General features: G+C 58.3%; 11 protein-coding genes. 9 read left to right on the forward strand and 2 right to left on the reverse strand.

The annotated features are described in order from the left end of the window. The 9 genes from ribB (at position 1) to AC2FFH_RS09695 (ending at position 12,197) form a co-directional block, all read left to right on the forward strand. The gene (ribB, locus tag AC2FFH_RS09655) at positions 1 to 648 is read left to right on the forward strand and encodes a 3,4-dihydroxy-2-butanone-4-phosphate synthase (RefSeq protein WP_496844294.1); all 648 of its coding nucleotides are present in this window, start codon (positions 1 to 3) and stop codon (positions 646 to 648) included. A 48-nt stretch (positions 649 to 696) separates the two neighbouring features. Then, a complete protein-coding gene (locus tag AC2FFH_RS09660; RefSeq protein ID WP_496844295.1) occupies positions 697 to 1,074 on the forward strand; it encodes a nuclear transport factor 2 family protein in 378 nt (125 codons plus the stop codon). Between the two features lie 26 nt (positions 1,075 to 1,100). Further along, a complete protein-coding gene (locus AC2FFH_RS09665; RefSeq protein ID WP_496844296.1) occupies positions 1,101 to 2,489 on the forward strand; it encodes an amidase family protein in 1,389 nt (462 codons plus the stop codon). 38 nt (positions 2,490 to 2,527) lie between these two features. Further along, positions 2,528 to 4,177: a long-chain-fatty-acid--CoA ligase gene (locus AC2FFH_RS09670; protein WP_496844297.1), complete on the forward strand. Its 1,650-nt coding sequence runs from the start codon at positions 2,528 to 2,530 to the stop codon at positions 4,175 to 4,177. Positions 4,178 to 4,200: 23 nt separating this feature from the next. Then, entirely contained in the window at positions 4,201 to 5,382 is a 1,182-nt protein-coding gene (locus tag AC2FFH_RS09675; RefSeq protein ID WP_496766239.1) for an acetyl-CoA C-acyltransferase, read from the forward strand. Continuing rightward, the gene (locus tag AC2FFH_RS09680; protein ID WP_496844298.1) at positions 5,383 to 7,680 is read left to right on the forward strand and encodes a 3-hydroxyacyl-CoA dehydrogenase/enoyl-CoA hydratase family protein; all 2,298 of its coding nucleotides are present in this window, start codon (positions 5,383 to 5,385) and stop codon (positions 7,678 to 7,680) included. 12 nt (positions 7,681 to 7,692) lie between these two features. Further along, a complete protein-coding gene (locus tag AC2FFH_RS09685) occupies positions 7,693 to 9,462 on the forward strand; it encodes an acyl-CoA dehydrogenase family protein (RefSeq protein WP_496844299.1) in 1,770 nt (589 codons plus the stop codon). Positions 9,463 to 9,603: 141 nt separating this feature from the next. Then, positions 9,604 to 10,740, forward strand: coding sequence for an LLM class flavin-dependent oxidoreductase (locus AC2FFH_RS09690; protein WP_496844300.1), 1,137 nt, complete (start codon positions 9,604 to 9,606; stop codon positions 10,738 to 10,740). 287 nt (positions 10,741 to 11,027) lie between these two features. Continuing rightward, complete coding sequence (locus AC2FFH_RS09695; protein ID WP_496844301.1) at positions 11,028 to 12,197, forward strand: amidohydrolase family protein; 1,170 nt, start codon at positions 11,028 to 11,030, stop codon at positions 12,195 to 12,197. Positions 12,198 to 12,401: 204 nt separating this feature from the next. Here AC2FFH_RS09695 and AC2FFH_RS09700 read toward each other — a convergent pair whose 3' ends face one another. Next, a complete protein-coding gene (locus AC2FFH_RS09700) occupies positions 12,402 to 13,550 on the reverse strand; it encodes an acetyl-CoA acetyltransferase (RefSeq protein ID WP_496844302.1) in 1,149 nt (382 codons plus the stop codon). 11 nt (positions 13,551 to 13,561) lie between these two features. Continuing rightward, a complete protein-coding gene (locus AC2FFH_RS09705) occupies positions 13,562 to 13,975 on the reverse strand; it encodes a Zn-ribbon domain-containing OB-fold protein (RefSeq protein WP_496706163.1) in 414 nt (137 codons plus the stop codon). Between the last annotated feature and the right edge of the window lie 11 nt (positions 13,976 to 13,986).

Raw genomic sequence — 13,986 nt, forward strand, 5'->3', positions numbered from 1 at the left:
GTGTTCGATCTGCATGAAGTTTATCAGCTGTCGCCCATCGACGAGATCATTACGGATTGCGAACAAGGCCGTATGGTAATTCTTGTCGACGATGAAAACCGCGAGAACGAGGGCGATCTGGTGATTCCAGCCGCCTGCGCGGATGCGACCGCGGTAAATTTCATGGCGCGCTTTGGTCGGGGTTTGATCTGCATGGCCATTCCGCCCGAACGGGCCGAGCAGTTCAGTCTTGGACCGATGACAGCGTTGAACACGGATCCACATCATACCGCGTTCACCATTTCGGTGGATGCGAAAGAAGGCACGACCACCGGCATTTCCGCCAGCGACCGGGCGCGGACCATTGCACTTTTGGCGTCCGACAGCGGCTCTTCGGCAGATCTGGTTTCGCCCGGGCATCTGTTCCCATTGGTGGCGAAACCGCACGGTGTGCTGGAACGCGAAGGCCACACTGAAGCCGCAGTTGATCTGGCCCGCCTGTCCGGGCAGGGGGATTCCGGTGTGATCTGCGAAATCATGAATGATGACGGTGAAATGGCGCGCCTGCCGGATCTGCTGGAATTTGGCGCCCGGCACGGCCTTAAGGTCGGCACGATTGAAGACCTCAAACGGTACCGCCAGGACCTGCTTGCAGACAAGGCCGCCTGACAGCCAACACCACCTGCGTTTCAAGACACTCATGACCGAGGATATCCTATGACCGCATTTGCCGAGATCGAAACCCTGATGCAGGCGTATATCGAAAACCTGCATGACGGAGACATCAGCAAAACCGACCAGATGTTTCTGCCTGAATGTGATCTTTGCTGCGCCAACGAGGATGGCAGCTATATCCACATGACGCTGGAGAAATACAAAGAGGTCATCGGCGGTCGCGAAAGCCCAAAATCTAAAGGCTATCCGGTCTATGGTCACACGATCTCGATCGATCAATCAGGGCCGAATACAGCCTTTGTCAAGATCGACTGCGCCGTGCAGCCGCGATACTTCATCGACTACCTGTCGCTGATCCGCACCGGCGAGGGCTGGAAGATTGCGGCCAAGGTCTATTACGTCCAGCGCACCGAAGACTGATCCCCTTTATCTGATCGAGCACCCGAATGACCGCCCCATATTCCCAACTTTCGGCGCGTGCCATGGTGCAGGCCTTTGCTCGGCTGGAGCTGTCTCCGGTCGAGGTCACGCAGGCAGCGCTGGCCCGTATTGAGTCGGTAAATCCTAGTATCAACGCGATTTACCACGTGGACGCCGAGGGCGCGCTTGAAGCGGCCCGGGCGTCTGAGAAACGTTGGCACGACAACAAACCAATGGGGCCGCTGGATGGCGTGCCGACAACAGTCAAGGACGCAATGGATTGCATCGGTATGCCCGCTTATCGCGGCTCGGCGGCGGGTGAGGCATCGGTCAGCACAACCGATCATCCCACGGTAGCACGCATGCGTGAGGCCGGTTCCGTGATCCTGGGCAAGAATACCATGTGCGATTACGGCATTCTTGCAGGTGGAGTGAGCTCAAAGCATGGGGTTACCCGCAATCCATGGGATGTATTGCGCACGACAGGCGCATCATCTTCGGGCGCGTCGGCCAGTGTTGCCGCTGGGATCGAGCCGGTTTCGATTGGGACCGACATCGTGGGATCCATCCGTCTGCCAGCCTCGTATTGCGGCCTGGCCGGGCTGAAGCCCAGCCAGGGGCGAGTGCCCTATTACGTCTGCAACAGCCCGGCGATCACGGCGGGGCCGTTGGCTCGCAATTTTGGCGACGTCGCGCTGCATATGAATGTTCTGACCGGAGAGGATACGCGCGATTTCGCGGCATTGGCACGGGACGGCGTGAACTATGTTTCGCGCCTGACGCGCGGCGACCGCAAAGGTATGTCGGTTCTGGTCATCCCCGAGCTGGGCTTGGGCGAACCGGTGGCGGAAGATGTTCAGGCAGCGCTGGAACGGACGGCGCAGGTTTTGCGGGATATGGGCGTTCAGGTCACCTATCTTGAAACCGCGCCGTTCAGCCGAATGGACTGGGAACCCGCCGAGGCATTCTACAAAATACGTACCCTGTCCGAACTGATGCGCCAACCCGAGGCCGAACAGGCGAAAACGCCCTATATCCGCGACTGGACCAACGATGCACGCGCTTTGTCCGCTGTTGAGCATCAGCGGAATTTCGACCACACGCAGGCGTTGCGCGAACGTGCGTTGGCGCTGATTGACGGCCATCATTTTGTCCTGCTGCCATCGACACCGGACACCGCCTTTGCTGCCGACCGGCCGGGGTCTGACCCCGATAAGCCGTTCGAAAGCTGGGCCCATACCTTCCTGTTCAACCTCACTGAGCAACCGGCATCCAGCATTCCGGTCGGACTAGACCGCAACGGGCTGCCGATCGGTATGCAACTGGTCGGACGCCGCTTTGACGATCTGGGCGTTTTGCAAATGTCATGGCGGATCGAACGGGACATCGGAGAAATGCCGCCTGCGCCTCTGTGACGGACGCAGATACAGAAAAACACATTGAGAGGCAAAAAATGAGCGCAGAAAAAACGACGATTCCCGGTCAGATCATGACGATGCCACTGACGGTGACCAGCATTTTCCGTCATGGCATGCGTGCGCATCCCGAGGCGGAGATTGTCTGGCGCAACTCGGACATGACGATTGATCGGTACAGCTTTGCGGATATGGGGCGACGGACCCAACAACTGGCGCACGCTTTGACCGAACTGGGTGTGGGGCCGGGTGACCGCGTCGCGACGCTGGCCTGGAACAACAATCGGCATCTGGAACTCTATTATGCATTGGCTTGCATCGGTGCGATTTGCCACACGATCAATCCGCGCCTGCATCCCGATCAGATCGCGTTTATTATCAACGACGCCGAAGACACGCATATGTTCTTCGACACGACTTTTGCGCCGCTGATCGATGCTGTCTCGGCCCGCTGCCCCAGCGTTCAGGCCTGGTTCAGTCTGACTGGCCCGGACCAGGTGCCGCAGATGAACACCCCGGTCAGTGACTACGAATCCCTGATCGCGGGCAAGCCCGAGGTTTATGACTGGCCCGAACTGGATGAGAACGCGGCCATGGCGCTGTGCTACACATCTGGCACAACTGGCAATCCCAAAGGCGTTTTGTATTCCCATCGCGGGACCGTGTTGCACGCCATGGGCGTGTCCGGTGGCGACTGGCTGGCGCTCAGCTCGCGTGATGCCACTTTGCCCGTGGTGCCGATGTTCCACGCCTGTGCCTGGGGTATTCCCTATGCGGCCCTGATGAACGGCACCAAACTGGTAATGCCCGGACCGGGCATGGATCCGGCCCCGCTGCGCGAACTTATGGACGATGAAGAGGTCACGATGATCTCAGGTGTACCAACTGTCTGGCTGGGCTTGTTCGAATATCTGGATCAACAGGGCACCACGTTAAAAACAGTCAAACGTGCGATGATGGGAGGTTCAGCAGCACCTCTGTCACTGATCGAGCAGATCGAAAAAGGCCACGGTATCGACGTGGTGCATGGCTGGGGTATGACCGAGCTGAGCCCCGTCGGCACGCTTTCGGTGCCCAAATGGGGCGAGGATAAACTGCCAATCGACGACCGTCTTGCGTTGAAGACCAAACAGGGCCGCGCGCTTTACGGCGTCGAGATGCGTATCGTTAATGACGAAGGCGCGTTGCTGCCACATGACGGCGTCGCCTCTGGCATGTTGCAAGTGCGTGGCCACTGGGTTGCCGAAAGCTATTGGGGTGGGGCCGGTGCCGATGCCTTTACCGAGGACGGTTGGTTCATCACCGGTGATGTGGCGGCGCTCGACCCGAAAGGCTATCTGCGCCTGACCGACCGAACCAAGGATGTCGTCAAATCGGGCGGCGAGTGGATTTCCTCGATCGATCTGGAAAACATCGCCATGAGCCACCCGGACATTCTGGAGGCCGCCTGTATCGCCGCCAAACACCGTAAATGGGATGAGCGCCCGCTGATCGTTGCTGTCAGGCGTGAGGGCTCGGATGTCAGCCGCGAGGACATTCTGGCACTGTATGACGGTCAGATCGCCAAGTGGTGGACGCCCGACGACGTAGTGTTCCAGGCCGAGCTTCCGCACACCGCGACCGGCAAAGTTTCAAAGCTGCATCTGCGTGAGCAATACGCCGACTACAAGCTGCCCACTGACATCTAATACTTCCTTCAAGGATCAATCTAATGCGTTCTGCTGTAATCGTCTCAACCGCCCGTACTGCAATTGGCAAAGCCTTTCGCGGTGCTTTCAACGACACTCACCCCGCCGTTTATGGTGGCCATGCTGTCGCCGAGGCGGTCAAACGCGCCGGTGTTGACCCGTCCGAAATTGAGGATGTGATCATTGGCAATGCCGTCCCCGAAGGTGCAAATGGCGGCAATCTTGGCCGTCAGGTCGCCATGCGCGCCGGTCTGCCCGTGACCGCATCGGGCCAAACCATCAACCGGTTCTGCTCCTCGGGTCTTGAGGCGCTGACACGCGCCTGCTCGCGGGTCATGGTCGATGGCTGCGATGTGGTTGTCGGTGGCGGTGCCGAAAGCATCTCGCTGGTGATGGGTCGCGATAACACCTATCGCCTGAAAGAGGACTGGATCGCGCAGAACATTCGTGGGTTCTACGATCCGATGATCGCGACCGCCGATACTGTAGCCGAACGCTATGGCATCACCCGCGAGGCGCAGGATGCATTTGCCTTGCAATCGCAGCAGCGCACCGCCGCGGCGCAGGCTGCGGGCAAATTTGACGATGAAATCGTGCCAATCACGGTCACCAAGGCGAACAAGAATAAGGAAACCGGCGAGATCACCTATGAAGAGGTCACGCTGTCGCAGGACGAGTGCAACCGTCCTTCGACCACGCTGGAAAGCCTGCAGGGTCTCACTCCAGTGATGGGTGAGGACAAGTGGATTACGGCCGGTAACGCCTCGCAACTGTCCGACGGTGGCTCGGCGCAGGTTGTGATGGAAGAGAAGCTGGCCGAAAAGCGCGGGCTCGAGCCGTTGGGTCGCTATATGGGTTACGTCGTCGCGGGTTGTGAGCCCGATGAGATGGGGATCGGCCCGGTGTTTGCAGTGCCGAAATTGCTGGAACGCAATGGCCTCAAGATGGATGATATCGGCCTGTGGGAATTGAATGAGGCCTTTGCATCGCAAGCCTTGTATTGCCGTGACAAGCTGGGCATCCCGAATGAGATCCTGAATGTCGATGGCGGTGCGATTTCCGTGGGTCACCCCTATGGCATGTCGGGCACGCGTATGGTTGGTCACGCGCTGATCGAGGGTAAGAAACGCGGTGCGAAGTACATCGTTGCCACCATGTGCATCGGCGGCGGTATGGGTGCTTCTGGTCTGTTCGAGGTTCTCTAAATGACTGCGATCAACAAAGTTGCTGTCATCGGCTCGGGCGTGATGGGGGCAGGCATTGCCGCCCATTTCGCCAATGCCGGTGCCGAAGTCGTTTTGCTGGACATCGTACCAAAGGATGCCGAAGACCGCTCGATGTTGGCTAAAGGTGCCATTGCACGCATGACCAAGGGCCGCGCGCCGCAACTGGCCGATCCGGCCTATGCGGCCCGACTGACAGCGGGCAATCTGGATGATGATCTGGATCAGCTTTCGACCTGTGATTGGGTGGTTGAGGTTGTTCTGGAAGACCTCGCCATCAAACACGCGCTCTATGCGAAAATTGCACCCTACCTTCGCGAGGACGCGCTGCTGAGCTCGAACACCTCGACCATTCCGCTGGCCGATCTGGTCAGCCAGATGGATGAAAGCCTGCGCAAGCGGTTCATCATCGTGCATTTCTTCAACCCGCCGCGCTATATGCGCCTGATTGAGCTTGTGACCGGACCGGACACAGATCCGGCTGCTGCGGAACGTGCGCGTGCGTTCAGCGATGAACGCCTCGGCAAAACCGTCGTGCCCTGCAACGACCGCCCCGGTTTCATCGCCAACCGTCTGGGCGGGCTGTGGATGAACGCCGCTGCCCGCGAGGCTGTGGCGCGTGGCATCACAGTTGAAGAGGCTGATACAGTGCTGGCCCGTCCCTTCGGCGTGCCCGGAACGGGTGTATTCGCGTTGATGGACCTGATCGGTATCGACCTGATGGGCAAATCGCGCCTGTCTATGCGCAATCTGCTTGAGGCTGATGATCCGCAGCAATTCCACACCGACGGTCTGGAGCTGTTCGATCAGATGGCCGCCAAGGGCCTTGCTGGTCGCAAGGTCGGTTCGGGTTTCTATCGCAGATCCAAGGACGAAAATGGCAAACCAGTCGCCGAAGCCGTTGATCTGGCAACGCTAGAGTATCGTGCGCAGGCCAAGGGTCCGGAGTTTGCCAAAAGCTTTGGTGTCGACTTCATTGATCAGGCCGGTGATCGGTTGGCTGATTTTGCCTGGGCCGTAATGGGGCCGACTTTGTCTTACGCAGCATACTGCGTGCCCGAGATTACCGCCAACCCGGCGGATATCGATGCAGCGATGGAGCTGGGATACAATTGGCGTATGGGCCCATTCAAGCTGATCGACAAGATTGGTGCGGACAAGATTGTGGCTCGCTTGAAGGCCGAGGGTCAGGACGTGCCGCCCTTGCTGGCGCTGGCCGCTGAACGCGGCGGGATTTATTCAGGCCAGGGCCGTGACCGTAAGGTGCTGTTGCCTTCGGGCGAACAGGCGGACGTGCCGCGTGGGCCCGGGGTGATCTTTGCATCTGACCTGACGGATGCTCCGGTGTTCCAGACCGAGGCCATTGTGCTGCGCGATATGGGTGATGGTGTCGCTCTGCTGACGATCACGGCACTTAATGCGGCTTTGGATGATCAGGTGATGACAGGTGTGAGCGAAGCACTGGACGTTGTAGGCCGAGACTTCAAAGCGATGGTCATCGGGTCGGACGGCAACCACTTTTCTGTGGGCGCGAACCTAAAAAAAGCGCTGGATCGTGCTGATGCGGGGGAATTGGATCTGGTCGAAGGGCAACTAGCCATCGGTCAGGCCACGATGCGCAAGATTAAATACGCGCCGTTCCCGGTTGTCTCGGCCGCCTGTGGTCTGGCCCTTGGTGGCGGCTGCGAAATCCTAATGCACTCGGATCGGGTCATGGCCGCTTTGGAAAGCAATATCGGGTTGGTCGAGGCCAATGTTGGCCTGCTGCCTGCGTGGGGCGGAACCACAGCCCTGTTGCTGCTCAAGGCGGCGGAGTTGGGTGATCCGGTCCAAGGGGCCGAGGCTGCGTTCGATGTGATTTCTGTGGCGCTGATGACCGGCTCTGCCCCGATGGCGCAACACGCGGGCTATCTGCGCGCGACGGACGGCGTTGTCATGAACCGCGACCGCCTTCTGGCCGAGGCCAAGGCGGCGGCTCTGGCGCTGGCTGACGGGTACAAACCCGCGCCCAAGGCCGAGATCACACTGGATGCCGCCGCTATCAATGCCGCGCTGGAGCTCAAACTGGCCGCACTGGCCGAGGCTATGCCAGACGCGCCCTACGCGGTCGAGATTGCGCGTGAAACGGCGCACGTACTGGCCGGGGGTGAGGGCGGCGTTCTGGATGAAGAAGCGCTGCACAGGCTGGAAGCCGAAGGCATGATGCGCCTGATCCGAAAGGATAAGACAATCGAACGAATGCGCCACACCATGACGACCGGCAAGCCGCTCAAAAACTGAGGGATCATAGGTATGGACTATCAACTCCCGCAGCGGGACATTACTTTTCTGTTGGACGAGGTTCTTGACCTCGACAAAACGCTGGCACTGCCTGGATATGAGCATTGCGACAAAGATACGTTCTTTGCGGTCGTTGACGCGATCAACGGGTTTGTGCGCAACAATCTGGCAACCTGCAATGAGGCGGGCGATAGCCCGGGTGCGCGGTTGGAAGACGGTCAGGTCCATGCCGCCCCCGGGTTTAGTGATGCCTATAAGGTATTCTGCGAAGACGGCTGGAACGCGCTGGCACTGGAAGAAGAATATGGTGGCCAACAACTGCCCTTCGTCCTGCATGCCGCCCTGCGTGAAGGGATGGCCGGAACCAATCTGGCTTTTGCCCTGATCCACGAACTGAACTTCGGCGTTGTCGAAGCGCTGATGGCCTATGGATCGGACGAACAAAAGGCGGTCTATTGCCCTCAGCTGACGTCCGGCAACTGGGCCGGAACCATGAACCTGACCGAGCCGCATTGCGGCACCGATCTGGGCCTGATCCGCACCAAGGCCGTGCGAAATGATGACGGATCTTATGCCATCACCGGTAACAAGATCTTCATCACCTGGGGCGACCACGACATGTCGGAAAATGTCGCCCATCTGATCCTAGCGCGGGTCGAGGGCGCTCAGCCCGGACCGCGTGGACTATCACTGTTTTTGGCACCAAAATACATGCTGGATGCGGACAACAACACGACGGACCAGCAAAACACGATCACCATTGCCGGGATCGAGAACAAGATGGGTATCCACGGATCACCCACCTGCGCGATTTCGTTTGAAGACACCAAGGCCTGGATCGTCGGTGACGAGGGTAAAGGCCTGGCCGCGATGTTCGTAATGATGAACGCCGCGCGCCTGTCGGTCGGCTTGCAGGGGTTGGGCGTGGCTGAGGCCGCTGTGCAAACCGCGTCGACATATGCCCACGAACGTCATCAGGGGCGCGCGGACGGGGAACCGTTGAACCCGGACGGTCCTGCGGATCCGCTGATTGCCCATGCGGACGTACGCCGCCGTCTGCTGACCGCCCAGGGCGAAATGGACGCTGCCCGTGCGCTGGCCTATTTTGGAGCGGGCCTGTTGGACGAAGCTCATCGTGCCGCTACGTCCGAGCAGCGCAAAGCGGCAGACGCGCGCCTTTCGCTACTGACGCCGGTCATCAAGTCCTACCTTTCGGACATGGGATCACGAATGGCGAATGAGGCTGTGCAGATGCATGGCGGGCATGGCTTCATCAAGGATTACGGCGTCGAACAGCTGGTGCGTGATGTGCGGATCACTGAAATCTACGAAGGTACCAATGCCGTTCAGGCCCGTGATCTGGTTATGCGTAAGGTGCGCGGCGACAATGGTGCCGCCATCAAGGGTCTGGTGGCCGATATGCTGGACGAGGCGGGCAAACTGGGCGACGACGTCTCTGACTTGAAGAATAACTTGCGCGATGCGGCTTCCCGGCTTGGGCGCTCGACCGATTGGGTGCTGGGCACGGCGCAAGGTGACGTGCTGTCCGGGGCGTGCGACTATCTGGAAATCGTGGCGTTGAGCGTATCGGCCTGGATGTCCGCCCGGATTGCACGGGTGGCCACCGCTGCAGCAGGTTCTCAATCGCCAGAATACTATGCGGATCGGGTGGATGCAGCGCGCGCCTTTATGGCGCGGGCATTGCCCCGCGCTGTCAGCCACGAATTGATCATGCAGGCCGGTGAACCCGGCGTTGTATGTCGGGCTGATCGCTGTCTGTAACTCCTCCTTCTTCACAGACAGCGGTTCTAAAGGGCGTTCTGGAAACAGGGCGCCCTTTTTGCGTTTCTTGACCCAAATCAAGTTCCGCTGAGAGGTCATAGAATAGTATTTAGTTATCGGTCACTAACCTTAGGTAATACCATGAAATCCCATATCCTTGTGCAACCCTACATGCGTTCAAAGGGCGAAGATGTCGTTCTGCCCGGCTCGGACCCGGATCGGTATGAAACGCTGTTGGAGCGGACAACCGAGCAGATGAAGTTTGCCGACGAAAATGGGTATGCCGGGTTTTGCATGACCGAGCATCACTTTCAGGTGGAAGGAATCGAAACCACGACCAACCCGCTTTTGTGGAACATGCACATCGCTGCAAACACCAAGAATCTGATGGTGGGGCAGGTGGGTATGGCGCTGACGGCGCATCACCCGATGCGTCTAGCCGAGGATCTGGCAATGATCGATCACATGTCCGGTGGCCGATTGTTCTGTGGGTTTGTTCGGGGCAACACGCCGCGCTGGCTGAATACACTGGCGCAACATCTTGATATCACAACAACCCAATCTGACCGATGCAAGGAAGATGCCCGAAACCGTCGATTGATGGAGGAAAGTTGGGCCGTGGTCAAAAAGGCCTGGACCAACGAAACCTTCAGTCATCATGGTGAGTTTTGGAACATTCCTTCCGACAACATCACATGGCCCTTCCCCCCGACCGCAAAGTATGGCGGCGAAGGTGCGGTGGACGATAATGGCACGTTGCGCAAAATGGGTATTGTTTCGCGCCCGCGTAAGCGGACCGACGGGCGGGATTTTCCACCGCTTTACGTGCCGTTTTCGTGGTCGATGGAGACAGCGAAGTTCTGGGCCAAGGAAGGCGCCAAGCTGGTGTCATTTGTGTCCAAGGATGAGTTCATGGATATGACGATGCCGATCTATCTGGAAGAAGCGCACCACCATGGCCATACCGATCTGACGGTTGGAAACACTCTGGTTTTGGGCGGGCATTTGACCATCGGATCGACCGACGCGCAGGCCGAACGGCACTATCGCGATTTCGAGGAACTGTTCAATTTCGCCTATAACGCCCCGCCATATCATGTGCCGATGGGTCGGGTCTGGAAAGGCACCGTAGACCAGGTGATTGATCAGGTTGGTGCATTGAAAGAGAAATACGGGACCGAAGAATTCGTAGTCTGGCATCACGTCGGATACTTCACGCAGGATGAAGAGCTTGAGATGCTGGACAACTACGCCAAAGTCATCAAAGCGTTTTCCTGAACCGGGGCAAAAGGGGCCAACAACCCCCAAGCCGCGGTACTAAACTGCGGCTTGGGGAATGCAGGTTTCTATCTGACAGGCGAGGATTGGTTGGCTCTGGTCAATCAACCGCTCAAGGGTAGCCAATCCCGGCGTAGCGCCAACTAGAAGGTCTTGACACAGGCCTTTAAATATCGCTGGTATACTAATGAAAATGTCTGAAGGAAGCACGACGGCCGAACGGTTACTTGGCGTGCTTTTTTTGATCCAAATATGAACCAGAAATCACACGCCAAATGGGGGATCAGATGGCTGACGCACCAAAAGACACGCCGGAACAGGGTCGCACACTAATCCGCAACATCGGTTTGCTTCTGACCGGTGATCTGGACTCGCCTATTGCGGACAGTGATAGCCTTCTCATCGAAGACGGAGAGATTGTGGGCCTTGAGGCCAGCGATGCGGATCGCATCATCGATGCCTCTGGTTGTGCGGTCGCACCGGGCCTGATTGATGGCCATTGCCACCCGGTTTTCGGCGATTGGACCCCACGCCAAAGCCAGATCGGCTGGATCGAAATGAATGTTAACGGCGGCGTCACAAGCTTTATTTCCGCGGGCGAAGTCCATCTGCCCGGTCGCCCCAAGGATGCCGAAGGCGTCAAGGCATTGGCGATGGTGGCACAACGTTGCTATTCAAATTCCCGCCCGTCCGGTGCCAAGGTTTTGGCGGGAGCGCCAGTGCCTGAACTTGATTTTGATCGCGATTTCTATGCGGCAATAAAGGCGGCCGGTATCCGGCATATTGGTGAGATCGGCCTTGGGACAGTAGCCAAAGGCCCCGACGCGGCACGCGTCACTGGCTGGTGTCGGGAATTGGGAATTGAAACCATTATGCATACTGGCGGCCCTTCGATTGCGGGCTCTCACGATGTTCGAGCTGCAGATGTGCTAGAGGCGCAACCGGACGTAGTCAGTCATATCAATGGCGGACCAACCTCAATTTCGCAGGATGAAATCCGAGAGCTTTGCCGTCACGCGAAAGGGGCGCTTGAAGCCGTACACAATGGTAACGAGAAATCGGTACTTGTGACACTGGAAGGCGCTCTGGCCGAAGGACGCCTTGCCGATTTCCTGATTGGAACGGATGCCCCAGCAGGGTCCGGCGTACAGCCGAACGGAATGCTGCGGATGGCAACTCTGTTGGCCAGTATTGGCGGATTGCCTGCCGAACAGGCGTGGTGCTGTGGCACCGGAAACGTGGCAAAGAGACGGGGTCTTGCACAAGGGATCGTGGCACCTGGCCGTCCAGCCGATCTGGTGTTCATGGACCGCCCAGAGGGATCGGACGGTAAGAACGTTTTGGAAGGAATGGCCGTCGGCAACATCCCCGGAGTTGGGGCTGTTATGATTGATGGTAAGATGCGTACCGGACGGTCGCGCTCGACCCCTCCTGCAGCGCGCGTACCTGTACTTTAAAGACACGAGAAACGTAGGTTTGAAGCCTAAACCCGGCCGCCAGATTGGCGGTCGGGCTTAGGGCTTTACCAACAAAACGAACTTGGATTGTCTGCTTCAGACGCTAAATAACCCTTGCCGAGGGTACGTCTTCGGCAGGTTGCGTTTTATCGTATTAGCAAAATCTCAAGCTTTGGGGGCGCAATTGCGCCCCACTTTGATCACTTAAAGCGCAGCTTCGCTGCCCAGAACGGTCGTGAACTCGTTCGAGAACGTGCCGCCGTTGCCATGGGCAATCGCGACATTTACATCGTCGATCTGACGATCGCCACCGTCGCCCCGGATTTGGGTTGCAGCCTCGATCAGACAGAACAGGCCGTACATGCCGGGGTGTACGCAACTTAACCCGCCGCCATTGGTGTTTACTGGCAGCGAGCCACCAGGTGCGATGTTGCCATCGGCTACAAAGGCCCCCGCCTCACCTTTCTTTACAAAGCCCATGTCCTCGAGGAACAGCAGCGTGTTGATGGTGAAGGCGTCATAAAGTTCGACGACATCCACGTCTTTGGTGGTGACGCCGGCCATCTCGAACGCGCGTTTCGAACTTTCCGCGGCACAGGTTGTGGTCAGCGTGGCAGCCTGGCTGATCTCGCGGTGGGAAATGGCATTGCCGCCCCCAAGGAAATAGGCGGGCTTTTCCTGAAAATCCTTTGCGCGGTCGGCCGAGGTCACGATGATCGCGGCACCGCCATCCGACATCAGGCAGCAATCCAGAACCGCCAGTGGATCGGCAACCATGGGCGAGGACAGATACTCCTCCATCGTCAGGTCATCCTGCATTGTCGCATCGGGGTTCAGCTGAGCCCATTTCCGGGCCGAGATGGCGACATGTCCGAAATGCTCTTTGGGTACGTTGAACTCGTGCATATAGCGTTGCGCGGTGAAGGCATATCCCGGCACCGGCACCATTGGTTCATAGGCGCGTTCCCATTGAGGAGTTTCGATCAACCCATTGAGATCGCGCGCGGATTTCGCGTTCGAGCCGTAGCAGATCAGCACGTTCTTACACAAGCCCGCCTGAATCGCCATGGTCGCTTCGACCAGATAGGACATGAAGGACGATCCGCCCACCATGTCCGAGTTCGCCCAGGTTGGCTTGATGCCCAGATACTCGGCGATCGAGAGGGTGGGGAAGAAGTGGTAGAAGGTGCCGCCACAGACGCCGTCGATCTCGGACAGGTCCATGCCTGCATCGGTCAGCGCGTTCTGTGTGGCTTTGACGATCAGTTCCATTGGTGAGGTGTTGGGCGTTTTGCCCAAACCCCAATAGCCTTTGCCAACGATAGCGGATTTGCCGCGAAGTGCGTGTGCCATGATTGAATTCCTTATTCCGCGGGCTTGAAGAACACGGCGGCTTCGCCGGATTTTGCGTTGGGTCCGAAGTCGGGGGTCATGACAACGGCCTGCACTTTCATACCGATGGTGATCGCTTCGTTGTCCACGTCCACAATGCGGCTGAACATGCGAGGACCTTCGTCCAGATCAATTAGTACGTTGTTGATGTCACCGCCGTATTTCGCCGGACGCCGGATGATGGTCGAGGCAAAGACGGTGCCGCGGCCCGAGGCTTCGACCCATTCCAGATCGTCTGCTCCGGTGGTGGGGGACAGGGCGCGTGGGTAGAAGTTGTATTCACCGGTGGTTTTTGAGCGCTGGATCAGAAATTTTCCAGCGGCCAGACCGGCACGGAACGCCGCGTCGGCCTGAGGGCTGGCCTCGGGAAGAGTAAAGTCAGTCATGTGTCGTCCTT

The organism is Ruegeria sp. YTSC003 (genome assembly GCF_059609785.1).

What these genes read in the sequence shown, in the direction of transcription:
- AC2FFH_RS09660 (WP_496844295.1), top strand. Translation starts at nt 697, where the DNA reads ATGACCGCATTTGCCGAGATCGAAACCCTGATGCAGGCGTATATCGAA.
- AC2FFH_RS09665 (WP_496844296.1), top strand. Translation starts at nt 1,101, where the DNA reads ATGACCGCCCCATATTCCCAACTTTCGGCGCGTGCCATGGTGCAGGCC.
- AC2FFH_RS09670 (WP_496844297.1), top strand. Translation starts at nt 2,528, where the DNA reads ATGAGCGCAGAAAAAACGACGATTCCCGGTCAGATCATGACGATGCCA.
- AC2FFH_RS09675 (WP_496766239.1), top strand. Translation starts at nt 4,201, where the DNA reads ATGCGTTCTGCTGTAATCGTCTCAACCGCCCGTACTGCAATTGGCAAA.
- AC2FFH_RS09680 (WP_496844298.1), top strand. Translation starts at nt 5,383, where the DNA reads ATGACTGCGATCAACAAAGTTGCTGTCATCGGCTCGGGCGTGATGGGG.
- AC2FFH_RS09685 (WP_496844299.1), top strand. Translation starts at nt 7,693, where the DNA reads ATGGACTATCAACTCCCGCAGCGGGACATTACTTTTCTGTTGGACGAG.
- AC2FFH_RS09690 (WP_496844300.1), top strand. Translation starts at nt 9,604, where the DNA reads ATGAAATCCCATATCCTTGTGCAACCCTACATGCGTTCAAAGGGCGAA.
- AC2FFH_RS09695 (WP_496844301.1), top strand. Translation starts at nt 11,028, where the DNA reads ATGGCTGACGCACCAAAAGACACGCCGGAACAGGGTCGCACACTAATC.
- AC2FFH_RS09700 (WP_496844302.1), bottom strand. Translation starts at nt 13,550, where the DNA reads ATGGCACACGCACTTCGCGGCAAATCCGCTATCGTTGGCAAAGGCTAT.
- AC2FFH_RS09705 (WP_496706163.1), bottom strand. Translation starts at nt 13,975, where the DNA reads ATGACTGACTTTACTCTTCCCGAGGCCAGCCCTCAGGCCGACGCGGCG.